The 21959-nt window shown below is 35.5% G+C and carries 18 protein-coding genes; 10 read left to right on the top strand and 8 right to left on the bottom strand.

Annotated elements, in window-relative coordinates:
• Positions 1-57: 57 nt before the first annotated feature.
• The 3 genes from EG849_RS04175 (at position 58) to EG849_RS04165 (ending at position 3923) form a co-directional block, all read left to right on the top strand.
• Positions 58-2106, top strand: a complete 2049-nt coding sequence (locus EG849_RS04175; RefSeq protein ID WP_125011830.1) for a carboxy terminal-processing peptidase — start codon at positions 58-60, stop codon at positions 2104-2106.
• A 7-nt stretch (positions 2107-2113) separates the two neighbouring features.
• The gene (locus EG849_RS04170; RefSeq protein ID WP_125011829.1) at positions 2114-3148 is read left to right on the top strand and encodes an LIC11966 family surface protein; all 1035 of its coding nucleotides are present in this window, start codon (positions 2114-2116) and stop codon (positions 3146-3148) included.
• A gap of 61 nt (positions 3149-3209) precedes the next feature.
• Positions 3210-3923, top strand: coding sequence for a YebC/PmpR family DNA-binding transcriptional regulator (locus EG849_RS04165; RefSeq protein ID WP_125011828.1), 714 nt, complete (start codon positions 3210-3212; stop codon positions 3921-3923).
• Positions 3924-4069: 146 nt separating this feature from the next.
• Here EG849_RS04165 and EG849_RS04160 read toward each other — a convergent pair whose 3' ends face one another.
• Positions 4070-5110 (bottom strand): PLP-dependent cysteine synthase family protein, encoded by a 1041-nt coding sequence (locus tag EG849_RS04160; RefSeq protein WP_125011827.1) that lies wholly within the window; start codon positions 5108-5110, stop codon positions 4070-4072.
• Positions 5111-5187: 77 nt separating this feature from the next.
• On the bottom strand, positions 5188-7248 hold the full coding sequence (locus tag EG849_RS04155; protein ID WP_394336484.1) for a S9 family peptidase: 2061 nt from the start codon (positions 7246-7248) through the stop codon (positions 5188-5190).
• 144 nt (positions 7249-7392) lie between these two features.
• On the opposite strand from EG849_RS04155, the gene EG849_RS04150 reads away from it, so the two are divergent.
• The gene (locus EG849_RS04150; protein ID WP_125011825.1) at positions 7393-7716 is read left to right on the top strand and encodes a YbaB/EbfC family nucleoid-associated protein; all 324 of its coding nucleotides are present in this window, start codon (positions 7393-7395) and stop codon (positions 7714-7716) included.
• Positions 7717-7862: 146 nt separating this feature from the next.
• Here the strand turns inward: EG849_RS04150 and EG849_RS04145 are convergent, their stop codons facing one another.
• Positions 7863-8888 (bottom strand): threonine aldolase family protein, encoded by a 1026-nt coding sequence (locus EG849_RS04145; protein WP_125011824.1) that lies wholly within the window; start codon positions 8886-8888, stop codon positions 7863-7865.
• Between the two features lie 192 nt (positions 8889-9080).
• Between EG849_RS04145 and prfB the strand changes: the two genes are divergently transcribed.
• Both prfB and EG849_RS04135 read left to right on the top strand, forming a co-directional pair.
• Positions 9081-10179 (top strand): peptide chain release factor 2 gene (prfB, locus tag EG849_RS04140; RefSeq protein ID WP_125011823.1). Its coding sequence is split into 2 segments (ribosomal slippage): positions 9081-9143 and positions 9145-10179, totalling 1098 coding nucleotides; the frame shifts between segments, so codons are not numbered across the junction.
• 188 nt (positions 10180-10367) lie between these two features.
• Positions 10368-11594 (top strand): GAF domain-containing sensor histidine kinase, encoded by a 1227-nt coding sequence (locus tag EG849_RS04135; RefSeq protein WP_125011822.1) that lies wholly within the window; start codon positions 10368-10370, stop codon positions 11592-11594.
• Positions 11595-11649: 55 nt separating this feature from the next.
• Here the strand turns inward: EG849_RS04135 and EG849_RS04130 are convergent, their stop codons facing one another.
• The 3 genes from EG849_RS04130 to EG849_RS04120 all read right to left on the bottom strand — a co-directional run bounded on the left by EG849_RS04130 (position 11650) and on the right by EG849_RS04120 (position 14499).
• Positions 11650-12420 (bottom strand): dienelactone hydrolase family protein, encoded by a 771-nt coding sequence (locus EG849_RS04130; protein ID WP_125011821.1) that lies wholly within the window; start codon positions 12418-12420, stop codon positions 11650-11652.
• A 115-nt stretch (positions 12421-12535) separates the two neighbouring features.
• Entirely contained in the window at positions 12536-13831 is a 1296-nt protein-coding gene (locus EG849_RS04125) for an inorganic phosphate transporter (RefSeq protein ID WP_125011820.1), read from the bottom strand.
• A gap of 23 nt (positions 13832-13854) precedes the next feature.
• Entirely contained in the window at positions 13855-14499 is a 645-nt protein-coding gene (locus tag EG849_RS04120) for a DUF47 domain-containing protein (protein WP_125011819.1), read from the bottom strand.
• A 166-nt stretch (positions 14500-14665) separates the two neighbouring features.
• Here EG849_RS04120 and EG849_RS04115 point away from each other — a divergent pair, with 166 nt between their 5' ends.
• From EG849_RS04115 to EG849_RS04100, 4 genes are all read left to right on the top strand, one after another.
• On the top strand, positions 14666-16294 hold the full coding sequence (locus tag EG849_RS04115; RefSeq protein ID WP_125011818.1) for an acyl-CoA carboxylase subunit beta: 1629 nt from the start codon (positions 14666-14668) through the stop codon (positions 16292-16294).
• Between the two features lie 29 nt (positions 16295-16323).
• Complete coding sequence (locus tag EG849_RS04110) at positions 16324-16986, top strand: class I SAM-dependent methyltransferase (RefSeq protein WP_125011817.1); 663 nt, start codon at positions 16324-16326, stop codon at positions 16984-16986.
• A 15-nt stretch (positions 16987-17001) separates the two neighbouring features.
• Positions 17002-18618: a M1 family metallopeptidase gene (locus EG849_RS04105; protein WP_125011816.1), complete on the top strand. Its 1617-nt coding sequence runs from the start codon at positions 17002-17004 to the stop codon at positions 18616-18618.
• Between the two features lie 62 nt (positions 18619-18680).
• Positions 18681-19847: a DUF4062 domain-containing protein gene (locus EG849_RS04100; RefSeq protein WP_125011815.1), complete on the top strand. Its 1167-nt coding sequence runs from the start codon at positions 18681-18683 to the stop codon at positions 19845-19847.
• A gap of 60 nt (positions 19848-19907) precedes the next feature.
• Here EG849_RS04100 and EG849_RS04095 read toward each other — a convergent pair whose 3' ends face one another.
• Both EG849_RS04095 and EG849_RS04090 read right to left on the bottom strand, forming a co-directional pair.
• Positions 19908-20957 (bottom strand): AMP-binding protein, encoded by a 1050-nt coding sequence (locus EG849_RS04095; protein WP_125011814.1) that lies wholly within the window; start codon positions 20955-20957, stop codon positions 19908-19910.
• 21 nt (positions 20958-20978) lie between these two features.
• A complete protein-coding gene (locus tag EG849_RS04090; protein WP_125011813.1) occupies positions 20979-21908 on the bottom strand; it encodes a CPBP family intramembrane glutamic endopeptidase in 930 nt (309 codons plus the stop codon).
• Positions 21909-21959: the final 51 nt, after the last annotated feature.

Here is a 21959-nt window from a genome sequence, read left to right as displayed (position 1 = left end):
ATTCAATTTAATTATTTACAAGAACTAAAATATATTAAAAGGCTAATAAACAATTACATGAAGAATTTTCTACTTTTTTTATTGCTGTTTTCTTTTGCATCTTACGCTCAAGATAGCGGTAAATCGTGTGAGATTCTTTTTAAAATAAACACGCTGATACAGCGGGAACATTTTCAGCCAAAACCGGTAGACGACAGTTTATCGGTTTTTGTGTTTGAAACCCTTATGGGAGAATTAGATTCTGATAAAAATATTTTCCTGAAATCAGAATATGATTATCTTTCAAAACATAAATATAAATTTGGCAATTATTTAGCCCAAAAAGACTGTTCTTTTTTTGAGGATTTTGCCAAGACTTATAAAATTGCTTTAGAAAGAACAAAGAGCGCTATTGAAAAAATTCAAAAAACAACCTTAGACTACACTGCAAGAGATACTGTTCGATTTACAAAAAAAGACTTCCCTTTTTATGTAAAGGCCGAAGATGTCAATAAAGTTTTTACCAAAAGATTGAAGTTTGAAATTTTAGAAGATATTGCCAAAACGAGTACAAATTTAGATTCACTGCAACTTAATTTTACTGCATTAGAAAAAGTTTCAAAACAAAAGATTTTTGAAACGGCATTATGCAAATTAAACAGCAGGTTGGATTCCAAAGAGGGCATTGAAAAAAACATTAGAGATAGTTTTTATACCATTTTTTGCAGTTATTTTGATCCGCATACTTCTTATTTTTCATATGACACAAAATCTTCTTTTTTATCAGGGCTTTCCACTTCCAGCCTTTCCTTGGGAATGTATGTGAATTTGAATGAAAACGACGAATTGATTGTGCAGGAAATTGTTCCCGGCGGTCCTGCTTCAAATGCTTCAATTATTGAAAAAGGAGACCAGATTTTAAAAGTTTCGGCTAAAAAAGGCGAAGATTTATTGGTTTCCTGCAGTTCTTTAGAAAAAATCGGTGAAATTATTTTTTCAGATACGCACAAAAAAATCACATTTTTACTCCGAAAGAAAAACGGGAACCAATATGAGGTAATATTAGAAAAAAAAATAATGAAAGCTGAAGACCATTTGGTCTACAGTTTTATAACATCAAAAAATAATTTAAAAGTCGGCTATATCAATATTCCGAGTTTTTATACTGATTTTGATAATAATTCAGTGCAGGGAGTTGCTGATGATGTGGTAAAAGAAATTTTAAAACTAAAGAAAGATGCAATTGAAGGATTAATTATTGACCTTCAGAATAATGGCGGTGGTTCTATGGAAGAAGCCATCAAATTATCAGGCATGTTCATTGATGCGGGTCCTATTTCAGTTTTGGTAAACAATAAAAAAGAGCAAAAAATAATTAAGGATTTTAATCGGGGTTCTGTTTACAATGGCCCCATTGTGCTTTTGGTCAATGGAAATTCGGCTTCTGCAAGTGAATTTTTTGCCTCTGTCCTGCAAGATTACAATCGTGCGTTGATTATTGGTTCCACAACTTTAGGAAAAGCTTCAATGCAACAGATTCTTCCGATTGATGGTAAAAATGAGCAGGATTTCGTGAAGATAACACTTGAAAAATTTTATAGAATTACCGGAAAAAGCCATCAACAGACGGGAGTTGTTCCTGATATACAGATTCCTGCATTATATGATAGCGTTATTTCGAGAGAGAAAAGTTACCCGACCGCATTGAAAAATGACGTTATCAATGTCAAGACCCGATTTACACCTTATCAGCGAAGTACTTTAGAAGCATTAATTCCGGCGAGTGAGCAACGAATTGCTTCGGACGTTTATTTCAATCAAGTTAAAAATATCAATCAGAAGATAAATGTGACGTACAACACTCAAAAACAACCTATTTTATTAAATTTCAAAAGTGTTTTTAAGGAGGTTCACAGCATTGACGAAATTTTTAATGAGGTTAAAAAACTCACAGAGACGACTATCGATTTTCAAATCAATAATACTTCTTATGAAACTGAAATTCTTAAATTTGACGAATTTCAAAAAACAATCAATGATTTTAGAATCAAAGAATTAAAAACAAATGCTTACGTTTTAGAAGGAATAAATATTATTTCGGATTATTATTCTAATAATAAAAACTAAATCTTACATGAGAAAAAAAATACTTACAATTTTTGCTTTGTTTCTTTTGGCAACAGTTTCGGCACAAGATTTCAAAACGCCTGTGGAATACTTAAATTATATTGGCAAGGAAACGGACGCTATTTCAAAAAGCACTTGGAATTACACCAAAGCCGTGGCCCACAGCAAAAGCGCTCGAAAAATTGATGTAACTCGGAATGCCTTGATAAAATCAATTCAAAATGCCTCAAAGAAAATTTCTACTTTAAAAGAAGGTTATAAAGGCGATATGGAATACAAGGATCAGCTTCTGGCCTATCTTTCCATCTCCGAAAAATTCATCAATGATGACTATGGAAAAATAATCGACCTGCAAGAAGTTGCGGAACAGTCGTATGATTTTATGGAAGCCTATATCACGGCCAGAGATTTGGTCAATCAAAAGATCAATGACGAAGTTGAAAAGCTGAATACCAACCAGAAACTTTTTGGAAACAAATACAATATTCAGATAACAGAAGATAATTCCGCTTTGGGCAAAAAGATGAAAGCTTCCAATGACGTTTTTAAATACCATACACAGATGTATCTGATTTTTTTTAAAGTCAATGTAACGGATGTGAATTTGATGGAGGCAATCAAAAGGAAAGACTTAAATGCAATCCAGCAAAATGCGTCTTCTTTAGAAATTTTTGCGGATGAAGGTTTGGAAAAGTTAAAAGCAATTACACCCTATAACAAAGATGCGAGTTTGGTCAATGCTACAAAAAAAGCATTGGAATTTTATAAAAAGGAAGCTTTAGAAATGACTCCGAAGATAGTAAATTTCTTGATGCTGAACCAAAAAGTGGAAGACAGCCAAGCTTCAATAGAAAAAAAGCGGGAAAAAGAAAGAAGCAAACAAGAAGTTGATAATTTTAATAATTTGGTAAAGGAAATGAATATACAGGTGGGCGAATACAACAAGCTGAATTCTAAATTTTTTCAAGAAATAGTGGCCGTAAACAACTATTGGGAACAGACCGGAACTGATTTTATTTCAAAACATGTTCCAAAAGATTAAAAAATATTTGATATAAAAAAAGGATAAGCTTATTTTTGTATCGTTTTAAATAATTTTAGAAATGGGAAGAGCGTTTGAGTTCAGAAAAAATAGAAAAATGAAACGTTGGTCAGCAATGGCAAAAGCGTTTACAAGAATAGGAAAAGACATCGTAATGGCGGTTAAGGAAGGTGGTCCAAATCCAGAGTCGAACTCTAGATTGAGAGCCGTGATCCAAAATGCCAAAGCGGTGAACATGCCGAAAGATAATGTGGAAAGAGCGATTAAAAAAGCAACTGACAAGGACACGGCAAACTATAAGGAGGTTTTGTTTGAAGGATATGCGCCCCACGGAATCGCAATTTTGATTGAAACGGCTACAGATAATAACAACAGGACTGTGGCCAATATCAGAAGTTATTTCAATAAATGCAACGGAACGATGGGAACGCAAGGTTCGGTTGAATTTATGTTTGACCACACCTGCAACTTCAGGATTCCTGCAGAAGGAATTGATGTGGAAGAAATGGAGTTAGAATTCATAGACTTTGGTGCAGAAGAAATTTTTGCTGACGAAGACGGAATCTTGATCTACGCTCCTTTTGAAAGTTTTGGTGCCATCCAAAAAGAATTAGAAACAAGAGGAATTGAAATTCTTTCTTCTGGTTTTGAGAGAATTCCGCAGGTAACCAAACAGCTTACAGAAGATCAAGTGGCTGACGTCGAGAAACTGCTTGAAAAAATTGAAGAAGATGATGACGTTCAAAACATCTATCACACAATGGAAGAAGCTTAAATACAAGCTTTCAATATAAAATGTAAAAAACTCCGGAGGATTTTCTTCGGAGTTTTTTTTTGGTACACTATTAAAATAAAAAAGCTCTAGATTTCTCTAGAGCTTTTTTATTTTATAATCTTGATTCTATTGTCTAAAATCTATTCTTATTTGATAAATTCAATTTTTTGAGCCTCTTCTAAATTAACGCTGTCAAAGAAACCTTGTTCGTTCATCCAGTCATCGCTGAAAACTTTGCTCATGTATCTTGAACCATGATCAGGGAAAATAGCGATAACGTTACTGTTGGCGTCAAATTCTCCTTCTTCTGCGTATTGTCTGATAGCTTGCAAAACCGCACCTGAAGTATAACCTACGAACAATCCTTCTGTTTTTGCAATTTCTCTTGTGGCGTGTGCACTTTCTTCATCAGTAACTTTGATAAATTTATCAATCAATTCAAAGTCTGTAGCTGTCGGAATTAAGTTTTTACCCAAACCTTCAATGCGGTAAGGATAAATTTCATTCGCATCAAATTCTTTTGTTTCGTGGTATTTTTTCAAAACCGAACCAAAAGCATCCACTCCTAAAATTTTGATATTTGGATTTTTCTCTTTTAAAAACTTTGCAGTACCTGAAATTGTTCCTCCTGTTCCGCTACAAGCGATAAGGTGCGTAATTTTTCCGTTTGTTTGTTCCCAAATTTCTGGACCGGTTGACTTGTAATGCGCGTCAACATTTAATTGGTTGAAATATTGGTTGATATAAACAGAACCTTTGGTCTCTTCATGAAGCCTTTTCGCAACCATATAATACGATCTTTCATCATCTGCAGAAACGTGTGCCGGACAAACGTAAACCTTTGCCCCCATGCTTCTCAACATATCAATCTTATCTCGTGATGATTTTGAACTTACTGCTAAAATACAATTGTAGCCCTTAATAATACTAACCATTGCAATACTGAAACCCGTATTTCCAGAAGTAGTTTCAATAATCGTATCTCCCGGAGACAAGATGCCCTGCCTTTCCGCTTCTTCGATTATATAAATTGCAATTCTGTCTTTGGTAGAGTGTCCTGGATTGAAGGCTTCTACTTTTGCATAGAAATTACCTTCTAAATTTTCAGTTACTTTATTGAGTTTAACAAGAGGTGTGTTTCCTATTAATTCCAATACATTATTATAAGCTTTTATTTCTTCTTTCATAAAAAAATAGTTATCAAGGCAAGTCTTTTGGTTTTCGTTGACCTCAAATCCTTGCAAATTTAACAAAAAAAATTTAATTACTTGTCAATTCCTTCTAAATCTAATAAAAAACTAAACTCTTTAGCCAATTCTTTTAAGGCTTCAAATCGTCCGGAAGCCCCGCCATGGCCAGCATCCATGTTTGTATCAAGTAATAAAATATTATTGTCAGTTTTAACAGTTCTTAACTTTGCAACCCATTTTGCCGGCTCCCAATATTGAACTTGAGAATCGTGCAAACCAGTTGAGACATACATATTTGGGTATTTTTGCGCCACAACGTTGTCATAAGGCGAATACGACTTCATGTAGTCATAAAACTTCTTTTCGTTCGGATTTCCCCATTCATCATATTCTCCTGTCGTCAGCGGAATCGTATCGTCAAGCATCGTGGTAACTACATCCACAAATGGAACTTGTGCAATGACGCCATTATACAATTCAGGTGCCATATTGATGATGGCTCCCATCAACAAACCTCCTGCAGAACCGCCTTCAGCATATAAATGTTCTGGACTTGTATATTTTTCTGCAATTACAAATTTGGAACAATCAATAAAGTCAGTAAACGTATTTTTCTTTTTTAAGAGCTTTCCGTTATCATACCAAGGTCTCCCCATGTCTTCGCCTCCGCGGATATGCGCGATCGCATACACAAAACCTCTGTCTAGCAAAGACAATCTTGTTGATGAAAAATAAGCATCCATTGTAACGCCATATGAACCATACGCATAAAGCAACAGCGGATTTTTTCCGTCTTTTTTCAAGTCTTTTCTATACACCATTGAGATTGGAATTTTAGTTCCGTCTTTCGCGGTTGCCCAAACTCTTTCTTCAGTATAATTTTTCTTGTCAAATTTTCCGCCTAAAACCTGCTGTTCTTTTTTGACTTCCTTTTCCTTCGTGTCCATATTAAAATCAATCACGGAAGACGGAGTTGCCATCGATTGATAGCTGTAACGCAAAACTTTGGTGTCAAAGTCAGGATTTGTAGATATGTTTGCGGTGTAGGTTTCGCTTTCAAACGGAAGGTAGTACTCTTCTTTTCCGTTCCAAGGCATTATTCGGATTTTATTCAAACCGTTGGAACGTTCTCCGACAACCAAATACTCTTTGAAAATTTCAATTTCTTCCAATAAAACATCTTCACGATGCGGAATCACATCTTTCCAATTTTCTTTTTCAGTAGCATTTTCAGGCGTTTTCATCAACTTAAAGTTCGTCGCCTTGTCTTTATTGGTTAAAATGTAAAAGCTGTCTCCATAATGAGAAATGTCATATTCCAAACCTCTCACCCTTTTCTGGAAAATTTTAAATTCTCCATCAGGATTGTCTGCCAAAAGCGTTCTGAACTCTGTAGTCAATGTACTTGCCGAAGTAATGACAAGGTATTTCCTTGATTTTTCTTTGCTTACATCCACATTAAAAGTGTCGTCTTTTTCAAAATAAACCAAAACATCTTTCGAAGAAACTTCACCTAATTTATGCTTCAAAACTTTATCCGCACGCAAGGTCTGTTCGTCTTGTTTGGTATAGAACAACGTTTTGTTGTCATTTGACCAAGCACAGCTTCCGGTAACATTTTCAATTTTATCTTTTAAAATTTCGCCTGTTTCCAGGTTTTTAATTTGAATCGTATAAATGCGCCGTCCCACAACGTCAACCGCAAAAGAAGCCAGCTTGTTATCTTGGCTGACGCTCATTCCGCCCAATTGGAAGTAAGAATGGCCTATAGCCATTACATTGCAGTCAAAAAGAATTTCTTCTTTTGCCGTCAGGTTTTCCTTTTTTCGAGCATAAATCGGATAGTTTTTTCCGGTTTCAAAACGAGTGATATACCAATATCCATTAAAGAAATAAGGAACAGATGAATCATCTTCTTTGATTCTTCCCTTCATTTCTTCGAACAATTGGGTTTGAAAATCTTTGGTATGAGCGGTCATCTGCTCATAATATTTGTTTTCTTTATTTAAGTAATCGATCACTTCAGGATTTTCTCTATCATTAAGCCAAAAGTAATCGTCGTTTCTTTTGTCTCCGTGCTTTTCAATCGTTTTTGATATCTTTTTTGCTACTGGAGGAGTTGTATTTTCTGACATTTTGTTTGTTGCAGTTTGCGAATATGAAGTTGCAAAAATAAGACAAAGACAACTTAAAATTAACCTATTTTTCATCTAATTTTTGATTGATTATAACTATGCAATTTAGTAATTTCGCAGTTACAAATCTTAAAATTTATCAACATGTTTGGAGACCTAATGGGAATGATGGGGAAACTTAAAGAAACCCAACAAAAAATTGAAGAAACTAAAAAAAGACTCGATAGCGTTTTAATTGACGAACAAAGCAGTGACGGACTTTTAAAAGTAACTTTAACAGCAAACCGCACCGTAAAATCAATTGAAGTGGATGACAGTTTGTTAGAAGACAAAGAGCAATTAGAAGATTATTTGGTCTTAGTTATGAACAAAGCCATAGAAAAAGCATCCAAAGTAAATGACGCAGAACTGGGTGCTGTTGCTCAAGACGGCATGCCAAATATTCCAGGATTGGATATGTTTAAGTAAAGTTTAGGAATTGGGTTTAAGATTCAAAGTTATACTTTGAGAATAAAAAATTTTGGTTTAGGATTTTGAGCAATAATTAGCCAAAAATCTTAAACCAAATTTTTTTAAGTTCAATACACTTGAACCCTAAACCAAAAACCTTTTATCTATAAAGTAAGCTTTTGCAATGCCTCCAAGACATACGTGTGCATCACATCGCGATAGTCTAAATGCGTTACGATTCTTAATTTTCCTTTTCCTAATGAACTGATAAAAATATTCTTTTGCTTCAGCTTTTCAATAACTAAATTTTCATCAAACTGCGGTTTTACTGCAAAGATTAAGATGTTGGTTTCTACAGGTTCAACGCTTTCTACCCAAGGTAATTGTTTAAGCAAATAAGACAATTCTTTTGCTTTGTTATGATCTTCCTGCAAACGGCTCACGTTATTTTGTAACGCATAAATTCCGGCTCCGGCCAAATATCCAGCTTGGCGCATGCCACCGCCAAAAATCTTTCGAACTCGCAACGCACGATTTATTGTTTCTTTATCTCCTACCAAAACCGAACCCACTGGCGCTCCAAGCCCTTTGGAAAGGCACACCGAAATCGTGTCAAAAAGTGCTCCAAAATGTCTTGGATTTTGTCTTTTTGCCACCAAAGCGTTCCAAATTCTTGCGCCGTCTAAATGGTATTTCAAGTTGTGTTCCGTACACACTTCCCTGATTTTTCGTAAATCTTCCATTTCATAACACGCGCCTCCACCCTTGTTTGTCGTATTTTCAATACTTACCAAACTCGTCAACGGACTGTGATAAAATTCGGGCGGATTAATCGCATCTTTCACTTGGTCGGCCGTAATCATTCCACGATTTCCATCCACCAAATTGCACGAAACACCGCTGTTAAACGAAGCCCCACCACCTTCATAATGAAAAATATGAGCCCATTTATCACAAATAATTTGCTCACCCGGATTGGTATGCAACTTAATTGCCGTTTGATTGGCCATCGTTCCCGAAGGAAAAAACAACGCCGATTCCATCCCAAATATATTAGCGACCATCTCCTCTAACTCATTGACAGTCGGGTCTTGCTTATAAACGTCATCACCTACTTTTGAGCGAAACATCTGTTGCAACATCTCGTTGGTGGGTTTCGTGACCGTATCACTTACTAAATTTATTTCCATAATATCAAAAGTATGCCTTATTTTTGTTTCATTAAAACGGCTATTTTCTTCATTTGAAGCTAATCCTGCTATCTGTTCTTCGGCAAACACGAAGTGTTTACCGAACTCTTATGAAAATAAGAGTATTGTGAGGTAATCAGGGCTAAAAATAAGTAATAGCCAGAAATTTTTACACAAAAATATATATAATTTATGACAACTACCGAACAAATTAAAGGTATTGTGGAGCGCCTTGGTGCGTTGAGGAGGTATCTTTGACGTCGATAAAAAGCTAATTGAAATCACAAACGAAGAAGAAAAAACCTTGGCTCCAGATTTTTGGAACAATCCAAAAGAAGCCGAAGCTTTCGTTAAAGTACTGCGTTCCAAAAAGAAATGGGTCGAAGATTACAACAAAGCGGTCACCATGACTGACGAATTGCAAATCGCCTACGAATTTTACAAAGAAGGCGAATTGACCGCAGACGAATTAGACGACCAGTTTAATTCGACCAATTTACACATTGAAAACATCGAATTCAAGAACATGCTTTCTGACGAAGGCGATTCTTTAAGCGCGGTTTTGCAAATTACAGCAGGTGCCGGCGGAACCGAAAGTTGCGACTGGGCATCAATGCTGATGCGGATGTACATGATGTGGGGCGAAAAAAACGGTTACAAAATCAAGGAATTGAACTTTCAAGAAGGCGAAGTTGCGGGAATTAAAACCGTTACGCTTGAATTTGAAGGCGATTATTCTTTTGGTTATTTAAAAGGAGACAACGGCGTTCATCGCTTGGTCAGAATTTCCCCTTTTGACAGTAACGGAAAACGCCATACATCTTTTGCTTCGGTTTACATTTATCCGTTGGTAGATGATTCCATTGAAATCGACATAAATCCTGCTGATATTGAGATCATTACTTCTCGTTCCAGCGGTGCCGGAGGTCAAAACGTAAATAAGGTGGAAACAAAAGTCCAGCTTTTTCACAAGCCAACCGGTATTCAGATTCAGTGTTCTGAAACGCGTTCACAGCAAGATAACAGGCAACGAGCGATGCAAATGTTAAAATCTCAATTGTATGAAATTGAGCTTAAAAAACAAATGGCGCAACGTGCCGACATCGAAGCCGGAAAGATGAAAATAGAATGGGGTTCTCAAATCAGGAACTATGTGATGCATCCTTACAAATTAGTAAAAGATGTCAGAACTAGCTATGAAACCAGCGATGTGGAAGGTGTTATGAACGGTGATATCGATGAATTCTTGAAAGCGTATCTGATGATGATGGGCCAAAAAGAAGAAGAATAAACTAAAATAGATTGCATCAATTGGTGGCTAAAATTCCTAAAATTGATGCAATTTTATGTTAATGAAAATTTTAGTATTTTTTTAAGAAATATGGTTTAAGTATAACAATTTATAAAAATTGTAGTAGTATCTTTATCAAAGAATTTTTAAACTAATTAATTGGTTTTTAAACTCAACGCGATAAAGTTATGACTTACAAAAAACCAATATCATTACTGCCAATTAACGAAGCTTTGCGACTTCAAAAACTGCGTGATTATCAAATTTTAGACACTCATTCTGAAGACACTTTTGATAAAATTGCTTTATTGGCTTCCCAAATATTTAATACGCCAAGCGCCTACGTTACTTTTGTAGACGAAAAGCGTGTTTATTTAAAAGCTACTGTTGGCGGATTTAATCTTACCGAAATTCCACGGGAACAAAGTTTGTGTTCTCTGGCGATTTTAGACGAGAAGACAACTTTATTTAACGATACGCATACCATTCCTGATTTAGTACAAAATCCTTTGGTTTCAAATTCAGACGGGATTCGTTTTTATGCCGGAGCTCCATTAAAATCTCCAGAGGGATATTCTGTTGGAACCGTTTGCGTGGTTGACAGTATTCCGCGTGAAGCAACGGAAGAACAATTGGCGATGCTTCGAACGTTATCTGATATTGTGATGAACAAATTAGAAAGCAGGTTGCGTTACCACACCATCATTAAATCGCAGAATGACTTAATGGGAATTGCTTTGCATGAAATTAAAAATCCCGTGGCTTCCATCAGTTTGGCGAATGATATTTTGAGAATTGACCCAACAAAAGTTCCGAAAATGACGGATATGATTAAACGTTGTGTCGTGACAATCCAGGCAAAATTAGCCGATTTATTGAAACTTTCTGAAGACGAAGAAACTGATCAAAAACTGTCAATTGAAGAAGCTGACTTGAATGAAATGTTACACCGTTTGGTTAACAATTTCGAATTATTGGCGAACAAGAAGAATCAGATTGTGGAATTGACGATTGATGATTCTTTACCAAAAATCAATATTGACAAGACAAAAATCTCTGATGTGTTGCACAATTTAATGAGCAATGCGATTAAATATTCTTACAGCAATTCTACTATAAAAATTATTGCTAAGAAAATCGATGATTTCGTGGAAATCGAATTTAAAGACCAAGGCCAAGGCCTGAACGACGAAGATGCCGAAAAGCTTTTCAAGAAATTTGCCAAATTAAGTTCAAAACCCACAGGAAGAGAATCTTCAAACGGACTCGGACTTTCCATCTGCAAATCTTTAGTGGAATTGCACAACGGCCAAATTTTCGCAAAAAGCCCAGGAAAAGAATTGGGAACTTCCTTCTTTATCTCCCTCCCTATTGTTTACAGGCACCATAACGAAACCGCAGAATCCTATTCATAAAAAAAGCATCCGCTAAAACGGATGCTTTTTTTGTTTAGTACAAACGGAGTAGCTTTTATTTAAAAACTTCTTTAAAGAAAACTTTCATTGCTTCCCAAGAACGTTTGTCAGCCAATTCATTGTAGGCCGCTCCTTTTGAATTGTCATTTCCGGCACTTTTTTCAGTAAATGCGTGGACAGCGTTTGCATAATAATTCATCTGCCAATCGGCTTTTGCGGTTCTCATCTCATTTTGAAATGCGGTTATTTCCTTTTCCGGAACATACGGATCATCGGCTCCGTGAAGTACTAAAACTTTCGCAGTAATTTCTTTTGTTTCTCTTGCAGCGTCTTTGCCCAGCCCACCGTGCAGTGAAATTACGCCTTTTACTTTCATATTGGCTCTTGCCGCTTCAATGGCTCCGGTACCGCCAAAACAATAGCCGATCACGATTATATTGTCCACGTTCGCTCCTTGTTTTACCAATTCGGCCAAAGCCAGCGAAATTCTTTTATGATATTCGGTAATGTTCTTTTTGTAAAAACCAGACAGTTCGCCTGCTTCTTTGGTGTCTTTCGGCCTTTTGTCAACGCCATAAATATCTGCTACAAAAGCATAATAACCCATTGAAGCCAACTGTGTTGCCACTTCTTCTGAATGTGCATCAATGCCTTTCCAGGCTGGAAGAATTAAAACGCCAGGCTTGTTAGAATTCACTTTCTTCGGAATGGCAGAAAGACCGCTTAAAACTTGAGAACTGTCTTTATAATCTACTTTTTTTAATTGTGCCGAAGCAGAAATTACCATGGTCAATGATAAAATTAAGGGAATGTATTTTGCTTTCATAAAGTTATATTTTGTTTAAAATTAGTAATTAATACGTAAAACGAAAGTTAAGATTTGTATAAAACAAAAAACCATCGCCTAAGCAATGGTTTTTAAAGTTCAAAATATTTTAATATTATATAAATGCTGAAAGAATATAATAAAGTACGGCTGCAAATAACGCTGAAATGGGAATAGTCAATACCCAAGCCCATAACAAGCTAACCGTTACCCCCCAACGTACAGCAGAAACACGTTTTGTCAATCCAACTCCAATGATTGAACCTGTAATCGTGTGCGTTGTACTTACTGGAATTTTTAAGTGCTCTGTAAAATACAAAGTCAAAGCTCCTGCTGTTTCAGCAGCAACCCCTTCAAAAGAAGTTACTTTTGTGATTTTTGAACCCATTGTTTTAACAATTTTCCAACCACCACTTAATGTACCTAAAGCAATTACAGAATAACAAGTTAACGGAATCCAAGTAGGCATGTGGAATTCTCCTGTTTCATTTGGAAGAACAACATACAAATCAAGCCATCCATTGGCAAGACTTTCTGCTGTTAATTCCGGGTTTTGGTGGATGTAAACCGCAACTGCCGCTGCAATAATTCCCATTACTTTTTGAGAATCGTTTCCACCGTGGCCCAAACTGAATGCCGCCGATGATAATAATTGCATTTTCTTAAGCCAGTACTCTGATTTGCTTAGGCTTAATGAGCTGAAAAACAAGCAGAAAATACTAACTGACAATATGATGAATGCAACTAAAAACCATTTAATATTGTGTGATTCAAACACAACGCTCCAAAGATGGGAGTCAAAACGGGGCTTTTTAATTTCTTCGTAAGGAACCATTTGGAAGTACACAAAAAGAACAGTAGCAATCATTAAACTAATTGTAAATAATTTGGGATAAATGCTTTTTTTAGAAGAATTTAGAAGCCAAATAGAGATCAGATAAGAAGCCATTGCCCCGAGTAATGGCGCCAGAACAATAAAGGCGACAATGATAAGAACTCCTGAAGGAACTCCACCTTCTGCAGCAGGCTTAAACCAAGTAACAACTTCAACTCCGGCGTGGGCGATAGCCGCTCCGGCAAAACCTCCAATCAATGTATGTGAGGAACTTGAAGGGATTCCGAACCACCAAGTCAATAAATTCCAGCCAATTGCAGCAATAATACCTGCTAAAATTACTGTCAGGTTAATTTCCATTGTGTTGGCGGTTTTTGCAACTGTATCAGCAACACCGAATCCGAAAACCCAGTAGGCTAAAAAGTTAAAAAAGGCTGCCCAAACAACGGCTTGAAATGGAGTAAGCACTTTGGTTGCTACAACTGTTGCAATTGCGTTTGCCGCGTCGTGAAAACCATTGATATAATCAAAGATTAACGCGAGAACTATAATGACAATTAATATCGTAAAATCCATAAGATAGTTTCAGAAATGAATATTTAAGAGTGCTTAACCACCACAGATTCTAGAACATTTGCAACACTTTTACATTTATCTGATGCAGATTCAAGCGCTGACAAAACTTCTTTATATTTAATGATATTTTTTGCATCTGTTTCATTTTCAAAAATATCTGAAACCGCTTTATCAAAAACATTATCTGCCTTGCTTTCTAATTTGTTGATCTTTTTACAAGCATCAGCAATCACTTTTAAGTTTTTCATATCCTTCAGCGCTGAAATTGCCACGCCTATTTGTTGGCACGCTTCCAGATTAATTTCAGTTAATTTACGGATTGATTTTGTTATTTTTTCCACTTGATACAATCGCATCCTTGAGGCAGAGCCATGTAAATAATCAGCCACATCATCCATTGCTTTTACAAGCGCGTGAATATCCTCACGGTCAAATGGAGTGATAAAGTTTCTGCTTAATTCAAGGTGCGTTTTATGGGTAATTTCCTCAATAACAGCTTCTAATTCTTCTATTTTCTTAAAATAATTTTCTCTTTCCGCTTTAGGAGCATTTACAGCTTCGTGTAAAGTTTCTGCCAAGAGGGTTAAATTCTGTGAAGCTTGTTCAAAAAGTGGAAAGAACTTTTTATCTTTCGGAACTAAAAACTGGAAAATATTATTTATTGACATAAGTTAATTATTAATTTGGCGCAAAATTACTTTTTTAATGTTAAGACAATATTAAGAAATCATAAATATAAAAATTTGCTATTTAATAATATTGAAAAACCATTCCTGAAAACGTTTTCGTACTTTAGCACTCTTAAAATTAAGCAAACTATACTAAATACTATTTATGGACATTAACTTCAATAAAAACGAAGACCACAACAAGCTTTTATTATCTGATTTAAAACAAAAATTCGCCAAAGTAAAGGTTGGCGGCGGTGAAAAAAGAATAGCAAAATTACACGCCGAAGGCAAAATGACGGCTCGAGAAAGAATCGATTATCTGCTTGATTCAAATAAAGAAAGCATTGAAATTGGCGCTTTTGTAGGAGATGGAATGTATGCGGAACACGGGGGCTGTCCTTCTGGCGGCGTTGTTATAAAAATAGGCTATGTCAAAGGAAAACAATGCATTGTTGTTGCCAATGATGCCACAGTTAAAGCCGGAGCCTGGTTTCCGATTACCGGAAAAAAGAATCTTCGCGCGCAAGAAATTGCAATGGAAAACCGACTTCCTATTATTTATTTGGTAGATTCTGCCGGTGTTTATCTGCCTCTGCAAGATGAAATTTTCCCAGACAAAGAACATTTCGGAAGAATTTTTAGAAACAATGCCATCATGAGCAGTATGGGAATTACCCAAATTGCTGCCGTTATGGGAAGCTGTGTTGCCGGAGGCGCTTACCTTCCGATAATGTCTGATGAAGCTTTGATCGTTGATAAGACCGGAAGTATTTTCTTGGCCGGAAGTTATTTGGTGAAAGCTGCAATCGGAGAAAGCATTGACAATGAAACGCTTGGAGGTGCAACTACGCACTGTGAAATTTCAGGAGTTACCGATTATAAAGCCAAAGACGATAAAGATGCATTGGACAAGATCAAAAATATCGTAGGTAAAATTGGCGATTTTGACAAGGCCGGTTTCAACAGGATCAAAGCTGAAAAACCAGCGATGGACGAAAAAGAAATCTACGGAATACTGCCAAAAGCTAGAAATGAACAATATGATATGATGGAAATCATCAATCGTCTCGTTGATAATTCTGAATTTGAGCCATATAAAGACGGTTACGGGCAAACAATAATTACAGGTTATGCCAGAATCGACGGTTGGGCCGTGGGAATCGTGGCCAACCAAAGAAAAGTAGTGAAGTCTAAAAAAGGCGAAATGCAATTTGGAGGCGTGATTTATTCTGATTCGGCCGATAAAGCGACTCGTTTTATTGCGAATTGCAACCAAAAGAAAATTCCGTTGGTTTTTATGCAAGACGTAACTGGTTTTATGGTCGGAAGCAAATCAGAACACGGCGGCATTATTAAAGACGGAGCCAAAATGGTCAATGCAGTTTCTAATTCAGTGGTTCCAAAATTCACTGTCATTGTAGGGAATTCTTATGGCGCCGGAAATTATGCGATGTGCGGCAAAGCGTACGATCCAAGATTGATTTTTGCTTGGCCAAGTGCGGAACTGGCAGTTATGGGCGGCACGCAAGCGGCAAAAGTTTTAGCTCAAATTGAAGCTTCTTCTTTAAAAGCTAAAGGCGAAGTAATAGATGAAGCCAAAGAAAAAGAGCTTTTTGACAAGATCAAAGCCAAATATGACGCACAAGTATCTCCTTATTATGCAGCTTCAAGATTGTGGACTGACGCGATTATCGATCCGTTGGACACCAGAACTTGGATCTCTATGGGAATCGAAGCCGCGAACCACGCTCCTATTGAAAAACAATTTAACTTAGGAGTAATTCAGGTTTAGGATTTTTGATTTAAAAATAATAAAAATATATGTCTCTTTCAGAACAAGAGCTTCAAGAATTAGCAAGCCAATTAAGCCATCCGAAAGGTGAAAACGGCAAGCAGACAGGTTATAGCATGAACGTTGCGAATGATAATATGATTCGCAACGTGATTGCTCAAATTTCAGTAAAGGAAAACTCAAAAATCCTTGAAATCGGACCTGGAAACGGGAAACATATCCATTATCTTTTTGAAATCAATTCAGGTATCAGTTATTATGGAGCTGATATTTCAGAGTTGATGGTTGAAGAAGCAACGACTTTAAATTCTCAATTGACAGCTTCTGGAAAAGCAGTTTTTCAATTAGCTGACGGAGAAAAATTAGATTATTCTGATGCTTTTTTTACTTCTATTTTTACCGTAAACACGTTGTATTTTTGGAAAAACCCGAAGGAATACCTGCAAAAAATCAATCGTGTTTTAAAACCGAAAGGTGAACTAATCATTGGGTTTATCCCGAAAAGTACAATGGAGAAGATTCCGTTTTCAAAATATGGCTTTAAATTGTATGAAAACGAAGACGTCCAGAATTTTCTCGAAGAAAATAATTTTTCAATTGATAAAATTTTTTCGCAAACTGAAGAAGTTTTGAGCAATATTGGAGAAGTAAAAATCCGTACCTTTACTATTATCAAAGCATTGAAGAAATAAATTCCCTTAAAAACAATGAAAAAAGACTTTTTCTCTTTTGCATTTTTACTCGTTTCAATTATTAGCTCCGCTCAAGAATTCACTCGAAAAGATTCGCTTCAAGGCGGATTTTCTTTTGAAAGAACTTCGTTTGACGTACAACGTTACGACTTAAATATTGCTATAAATCCGGAGGAGAGAACCATTGTGGGTTACAATGATATTACATTTAAAATTGTAAAAAACACTTCTAAAATTCAAATTGATTTGTTTGAAAATATGCAGGTGGACAGCATCATTTTTGAAGGAAAAAAGGTAAAATACGAAAGAGAATTTAATGCCGTCTTTTTAAATTTTGAAAAACAATTGACTTCAGGCACTTCTGATAAAAAACTTCGATTTTATTATTCAGGAAAACCTTTAGTTGCCAAAAACGCGCCTTGGGATGGCGGTTTTGTCTTTAAAAAAGACAACAATAACCAGCATTGGATTGGCGTTGCCGTTCAAGGAACTGGCGCCAGTTTGTGGTATCCGGTGAAAGATTCGCAAAGCGATGAACCTGATTTTGGCGCTTCTATAAAAGTAGCCGTTCCGAATGGCCTGATGAACGTCTCCAACGGACGCTTTTTAGGAAGTGAAGATTTAAAAAATGGCTACACGCGTTGGGATTGGGAAGTAAAAAATCCAATCAATACATATAATATTACCGTAAACATTGGCGATTATGTCCAAATTCACGACAATCATGACGATTTGGATTTGGACTATTATGTTTTGCGCATCAATGAAGAAAAAGCCAAAAAGCATTTTGAGGAAGTAAAACCGATGATGGATTGTTTTCAGTCAAAATTTGGGAAGTATCCTTTTGTCGAAGATGGCTATAAATTAGTTGAAACTTCTTATTTAGGTATGGAGCACCAAAGTGCTGTTTCTTATGGAAATAAGTATCGAAAAGGATATGCAGGAAGAGACAATACGGGAACCGAAATCGGATTGCTTTTTGATTACATTACAATTCACGAAACGGGTCACGAATGGTTTGGAAACAGCATTACTTCAAAAGATATTGCCGATATGTGGATTCACGAAGCGTTCACGACGTATTCAGAATCGGTGTTTGTAGAATGTCTTTACGGTTATGAAAAAGCCCAAATTTATTTAAACGGACAAAAGTTATCAGTTGCCAATGACCGACCAGTTATTGGACAATATTTAGTGAATAATGAAGGCTCAACCGATATGTATTACAAAGGTGCGCAAATTTTAAACACGTTGCGACACATTGTTAACGACGATGAAAAATGGTGGAAAATGATTTTGAAATATTCAGAAACCTACCGCCATAAAATTATCGATACGCAAATCGTGATTTCTTTTTTCAATGCTGAAACAAAAATGAACCTCACTCCCATTTTTGACCAATATTTGAATTACACGACGATTCCGGTTTTAGAATATAAAATTGAGAAAAACAAAATGGAATACCGATGGAAAACAGCTGTAGCAGATTTTAAAATGCCCATCGTTTTATTTGATAGCGGAAAAGAAATTCGTTTAAACGGAACAAATGACTGGCAATCTTATAAAGTTAAAAAAGGCGAAGAGGTTTCTTTTGAAAATAAGAAGTTTTTTATAAGATTGATAAAAGTTTAGAAATTAGTTTTTCTAGATAAAAAAGTTATTGATAATTTTACCATAAACAATTAAAAAAAAGTATGCCTGAATTAATTAATAAGTATAAAATATTTTTGGCTTCACCATCTGATTTATCAGAAGAAAGAGAATATATAAATCAAGTTATTGATGAATTAAATTTAACTTTTGGTAGTCAAAACAATATTGTTTTAGAGTTACAAAAATGGGAAACTAATTCTGCTCCAGCTGTAAGCACAAAAAATGTTCAAGATATTATAAATAATGATATTCCTACTTACGACTTATTTATTGGCCTTTTATGGATGAGATTTGGAACTCCAACAGGAGAATATGGTTCAGGAACAGAAGAAGAATTTAATATTGCTCATCAAAGATTTCTTAATAACAATAATTCAGTTCAAATATTACTTTATTTTAAAAACTCTACTCCACTATCTTTATCTGATATAAATCCAGAACAGCTGATAAAGGTTAGAGAGTTTAAATCTAGTTTAGGAGAAAAAAATGTTTTATATTGGGAATTTAATTTAAAGGATGAACTTGAAAGGTTTTTGAGAATTCATATTCCGAAGAGAATTCAAAATCTGAACTCAATTACAAATTTATCAGAAAGTACTACCGTATTAAATAATGACATTATTATGACTGGAAATGCTCAAGATGAGGATTTCGGAATTATTGATTATCAAGAATTTATAGAAGAATCATTTTCTATTTCTACTCACGCATTAGTAAGAATTTCTGAAGCTACTAACTGGATTGGAAATGAAATGAACAAAAAAACCTCTGAAATTGAAAATTTAGTTGCGAAAAATAGAAATCAAGCAATATCTTTAAAAACTCAGAGAAATCTTTATGAGCGAACAGCAAATGTAATGAATGACTTCGCGACAAGAATTGAACCAGAAATACCAATATATATTGATAATTTTGAAAAAGGTATAGATTCATTTTCAAAACTAATTATGATATATATAAAAGATTTTGAAAATAAGGAAAAAGAAATAGACGAAGCAATTAATTCATTAGACACATTATTATTACAAATTGAACTTGCACTAGATAATATGCGTGGTTTTTTAAATTCGATTGACAGCCTGCCAAAAATGTCAAAAGAATTAAATAATGCTAGAAAAAATGTTGTTGTAATACTTTCAGAGTTCTTGAAGAAACTAGAAATAAGTATAACTATTGGAAAAGAGGTTCACAAAAACATTTCTGATTAAACAGTTATTAGGAAACATCAAATAAAACCAAAAAAGAGCGTTATTTCTAACGCTCTTTTTTTATTCTACACTTTCTAAACTTTCTTTACGCAAGACCTTTCCGGTTGGAGTTTCTAAAAACTTAGGGATAAAAAGCACGACTTTTGGCCTTTCATATTTTACCAAATCGCCAAAAGCATGCTCGTCGATTATATAAGGATCGCCTTCAACAGCCAAAACTAATTTCTCTCCTAATTCAGGGCTTTCTTGTGAAGCAATAAAAAAGCGTCGGTCAATTTTATGTGATAATTTCTCTTCAATTTGTTCCGGAAAAAGCTTGACACCACCGCTATTGATGACATTATCAATTCTTCCCAACCAAATAAATTCGTTTTCATTTAAAACGTTTACAGCATCATTTGTTGTTATTGGTTCTTGTAAAATATTTGGCGCCGTGATGACCAAACAATGTCTCTCATCTTCAGAAACAGTGACATTGGGCAAGGTTTTAAAAGCTTCTTCGCCTACTTTTTTAGCAGCAATGTGCGTAATCGTTTCGGTCATTCCGTAGGTTTCATAAATTTCTGTCGGAATTTCAAGAAGCTCCTGTGCCAAGGATGAACTGACCTTGGCACCGCCAATAATCAGTTTTTTAATTTTTGGAAGCTTATCCAATGAATGCTGCACTTGCAACGGAACCATCGCTCCGAAATCATAAGTTTGGTCGTTTCTTTCTAAAGGTGTTGAAGTCGGCTCTACAAAATCAATATCCAAACCAAGAATAAAACCACGGACAAGCATCATTTTTCCAGCCACATACTGCGCTGGAAGGCAATGCAAAACGCGATTTCCAGGTTCTAGGCCAAAGAAATTTCCGGTAGACAAAGCCGAATTTACCATCGCCTGTTTTTCAATCTTGATCTTTTTTGGCGCTCCGGTTGTTCCTGAAGTTGTCATTTCTATATAGTCATTTTGGTCAAACCAGTCGAGAATAAACATTCCCACCGGTCTTTCAAAAGCTTCGCCTTCTTTGATAAAACTATAGGCAATGCGGCACAGGTCCTCTTTATCGAGCTGAAATCCGTTCAGCTTAAAACGATTGTGAACATTATGGTATGTTGGGGTATTCATAAATTTTTCTTTCTAAATTAGTCAATTTTTTTCTTCAAAAATTATTCTTCCGGTTAATTTTTCCTTCCAATTGGTCCATTTGTACTTTTTAGCAAAAATCAATAGCAAAATTGGGAAGACTATAAAAACAGGGATAAATATTGTAAGTCCCACTGATGGTTCAGAAATATCTTTGAGCACTGAATGCGTTTGAAATACCGTCCAATCAGTAGTAACAAGCAATGCTGTGATCAAATTATTGGCGGCGTGAAATCCTAAGGCAAGTTCCATTCCTTCATCCATAAGCGTGATTATTGCTAAAAAAAGACCGGTTCCGATATAATATACCAGAATAATGTTGCCTAGTTTTTGAACTTCGGGATTAAAAATGTGCATTGATCCAAAAATAACCGAAGTCATTAGCAACGGAAACCATCTATTTTTGGCCAAAACGCCAAAACCTTGCATCAAATAACCTCTAAAAACGTATTCTTCTGTACTTGTTTGCAACGGAATCAGTATTATTGCTATAACTGCCAAGATTAAAAAAGGAACGGCCTTGAAATTCAATTCATAGTTTTCTGGATTTGCAATATAATCTATTCCAACACTTGCAATTGAAATCACAGCCCAAATTCCGAAGGCGAAGAAAACCCTGCTCCAATCGATCTTGTTTCTCGACGTGGTAATCTGTAGAAAAGATTGTCTGTGAAAAAATTTTACAATAAGATACAAGCCTAATAGCGCTACCGGAAAAGAGATGAGCATTAAAAACAAAGTCAAATTTGATTCTAAAATTGTCATCATTTCAGTACCCGTTGGCATCGGCATATTATTCATTGCCGCTTTAACCGCAATTGCAATTCCAAATGGTATTTGCCCAATAACTGAGGCCCCAATTACCGCTATCGAACCTACAATATATTTCCAAAAGCGATTGTCATTTGGTTTAAATCCTTGTTCTATAAACATTTAATTCTTTTTTTGTTTTTGATATATTTGACTTCTAAGATATTCAATAGT

Origin of the sequence: Flavobacterium macacae (genome assembly GCF_003865365.1) — a bacterium.
Classification (GTDB): domain Bacteria; phylum Bacteroidota; class Bacteroidia; order Flavobacteriales; family Flavobacteriaceae; genus Flavobacterium; species Flavobacterium macacae.
Note: the sequence above shows the minus strand (reverse complement) of the source record. Positions and strands in the feature narration are given on the sequence as shown.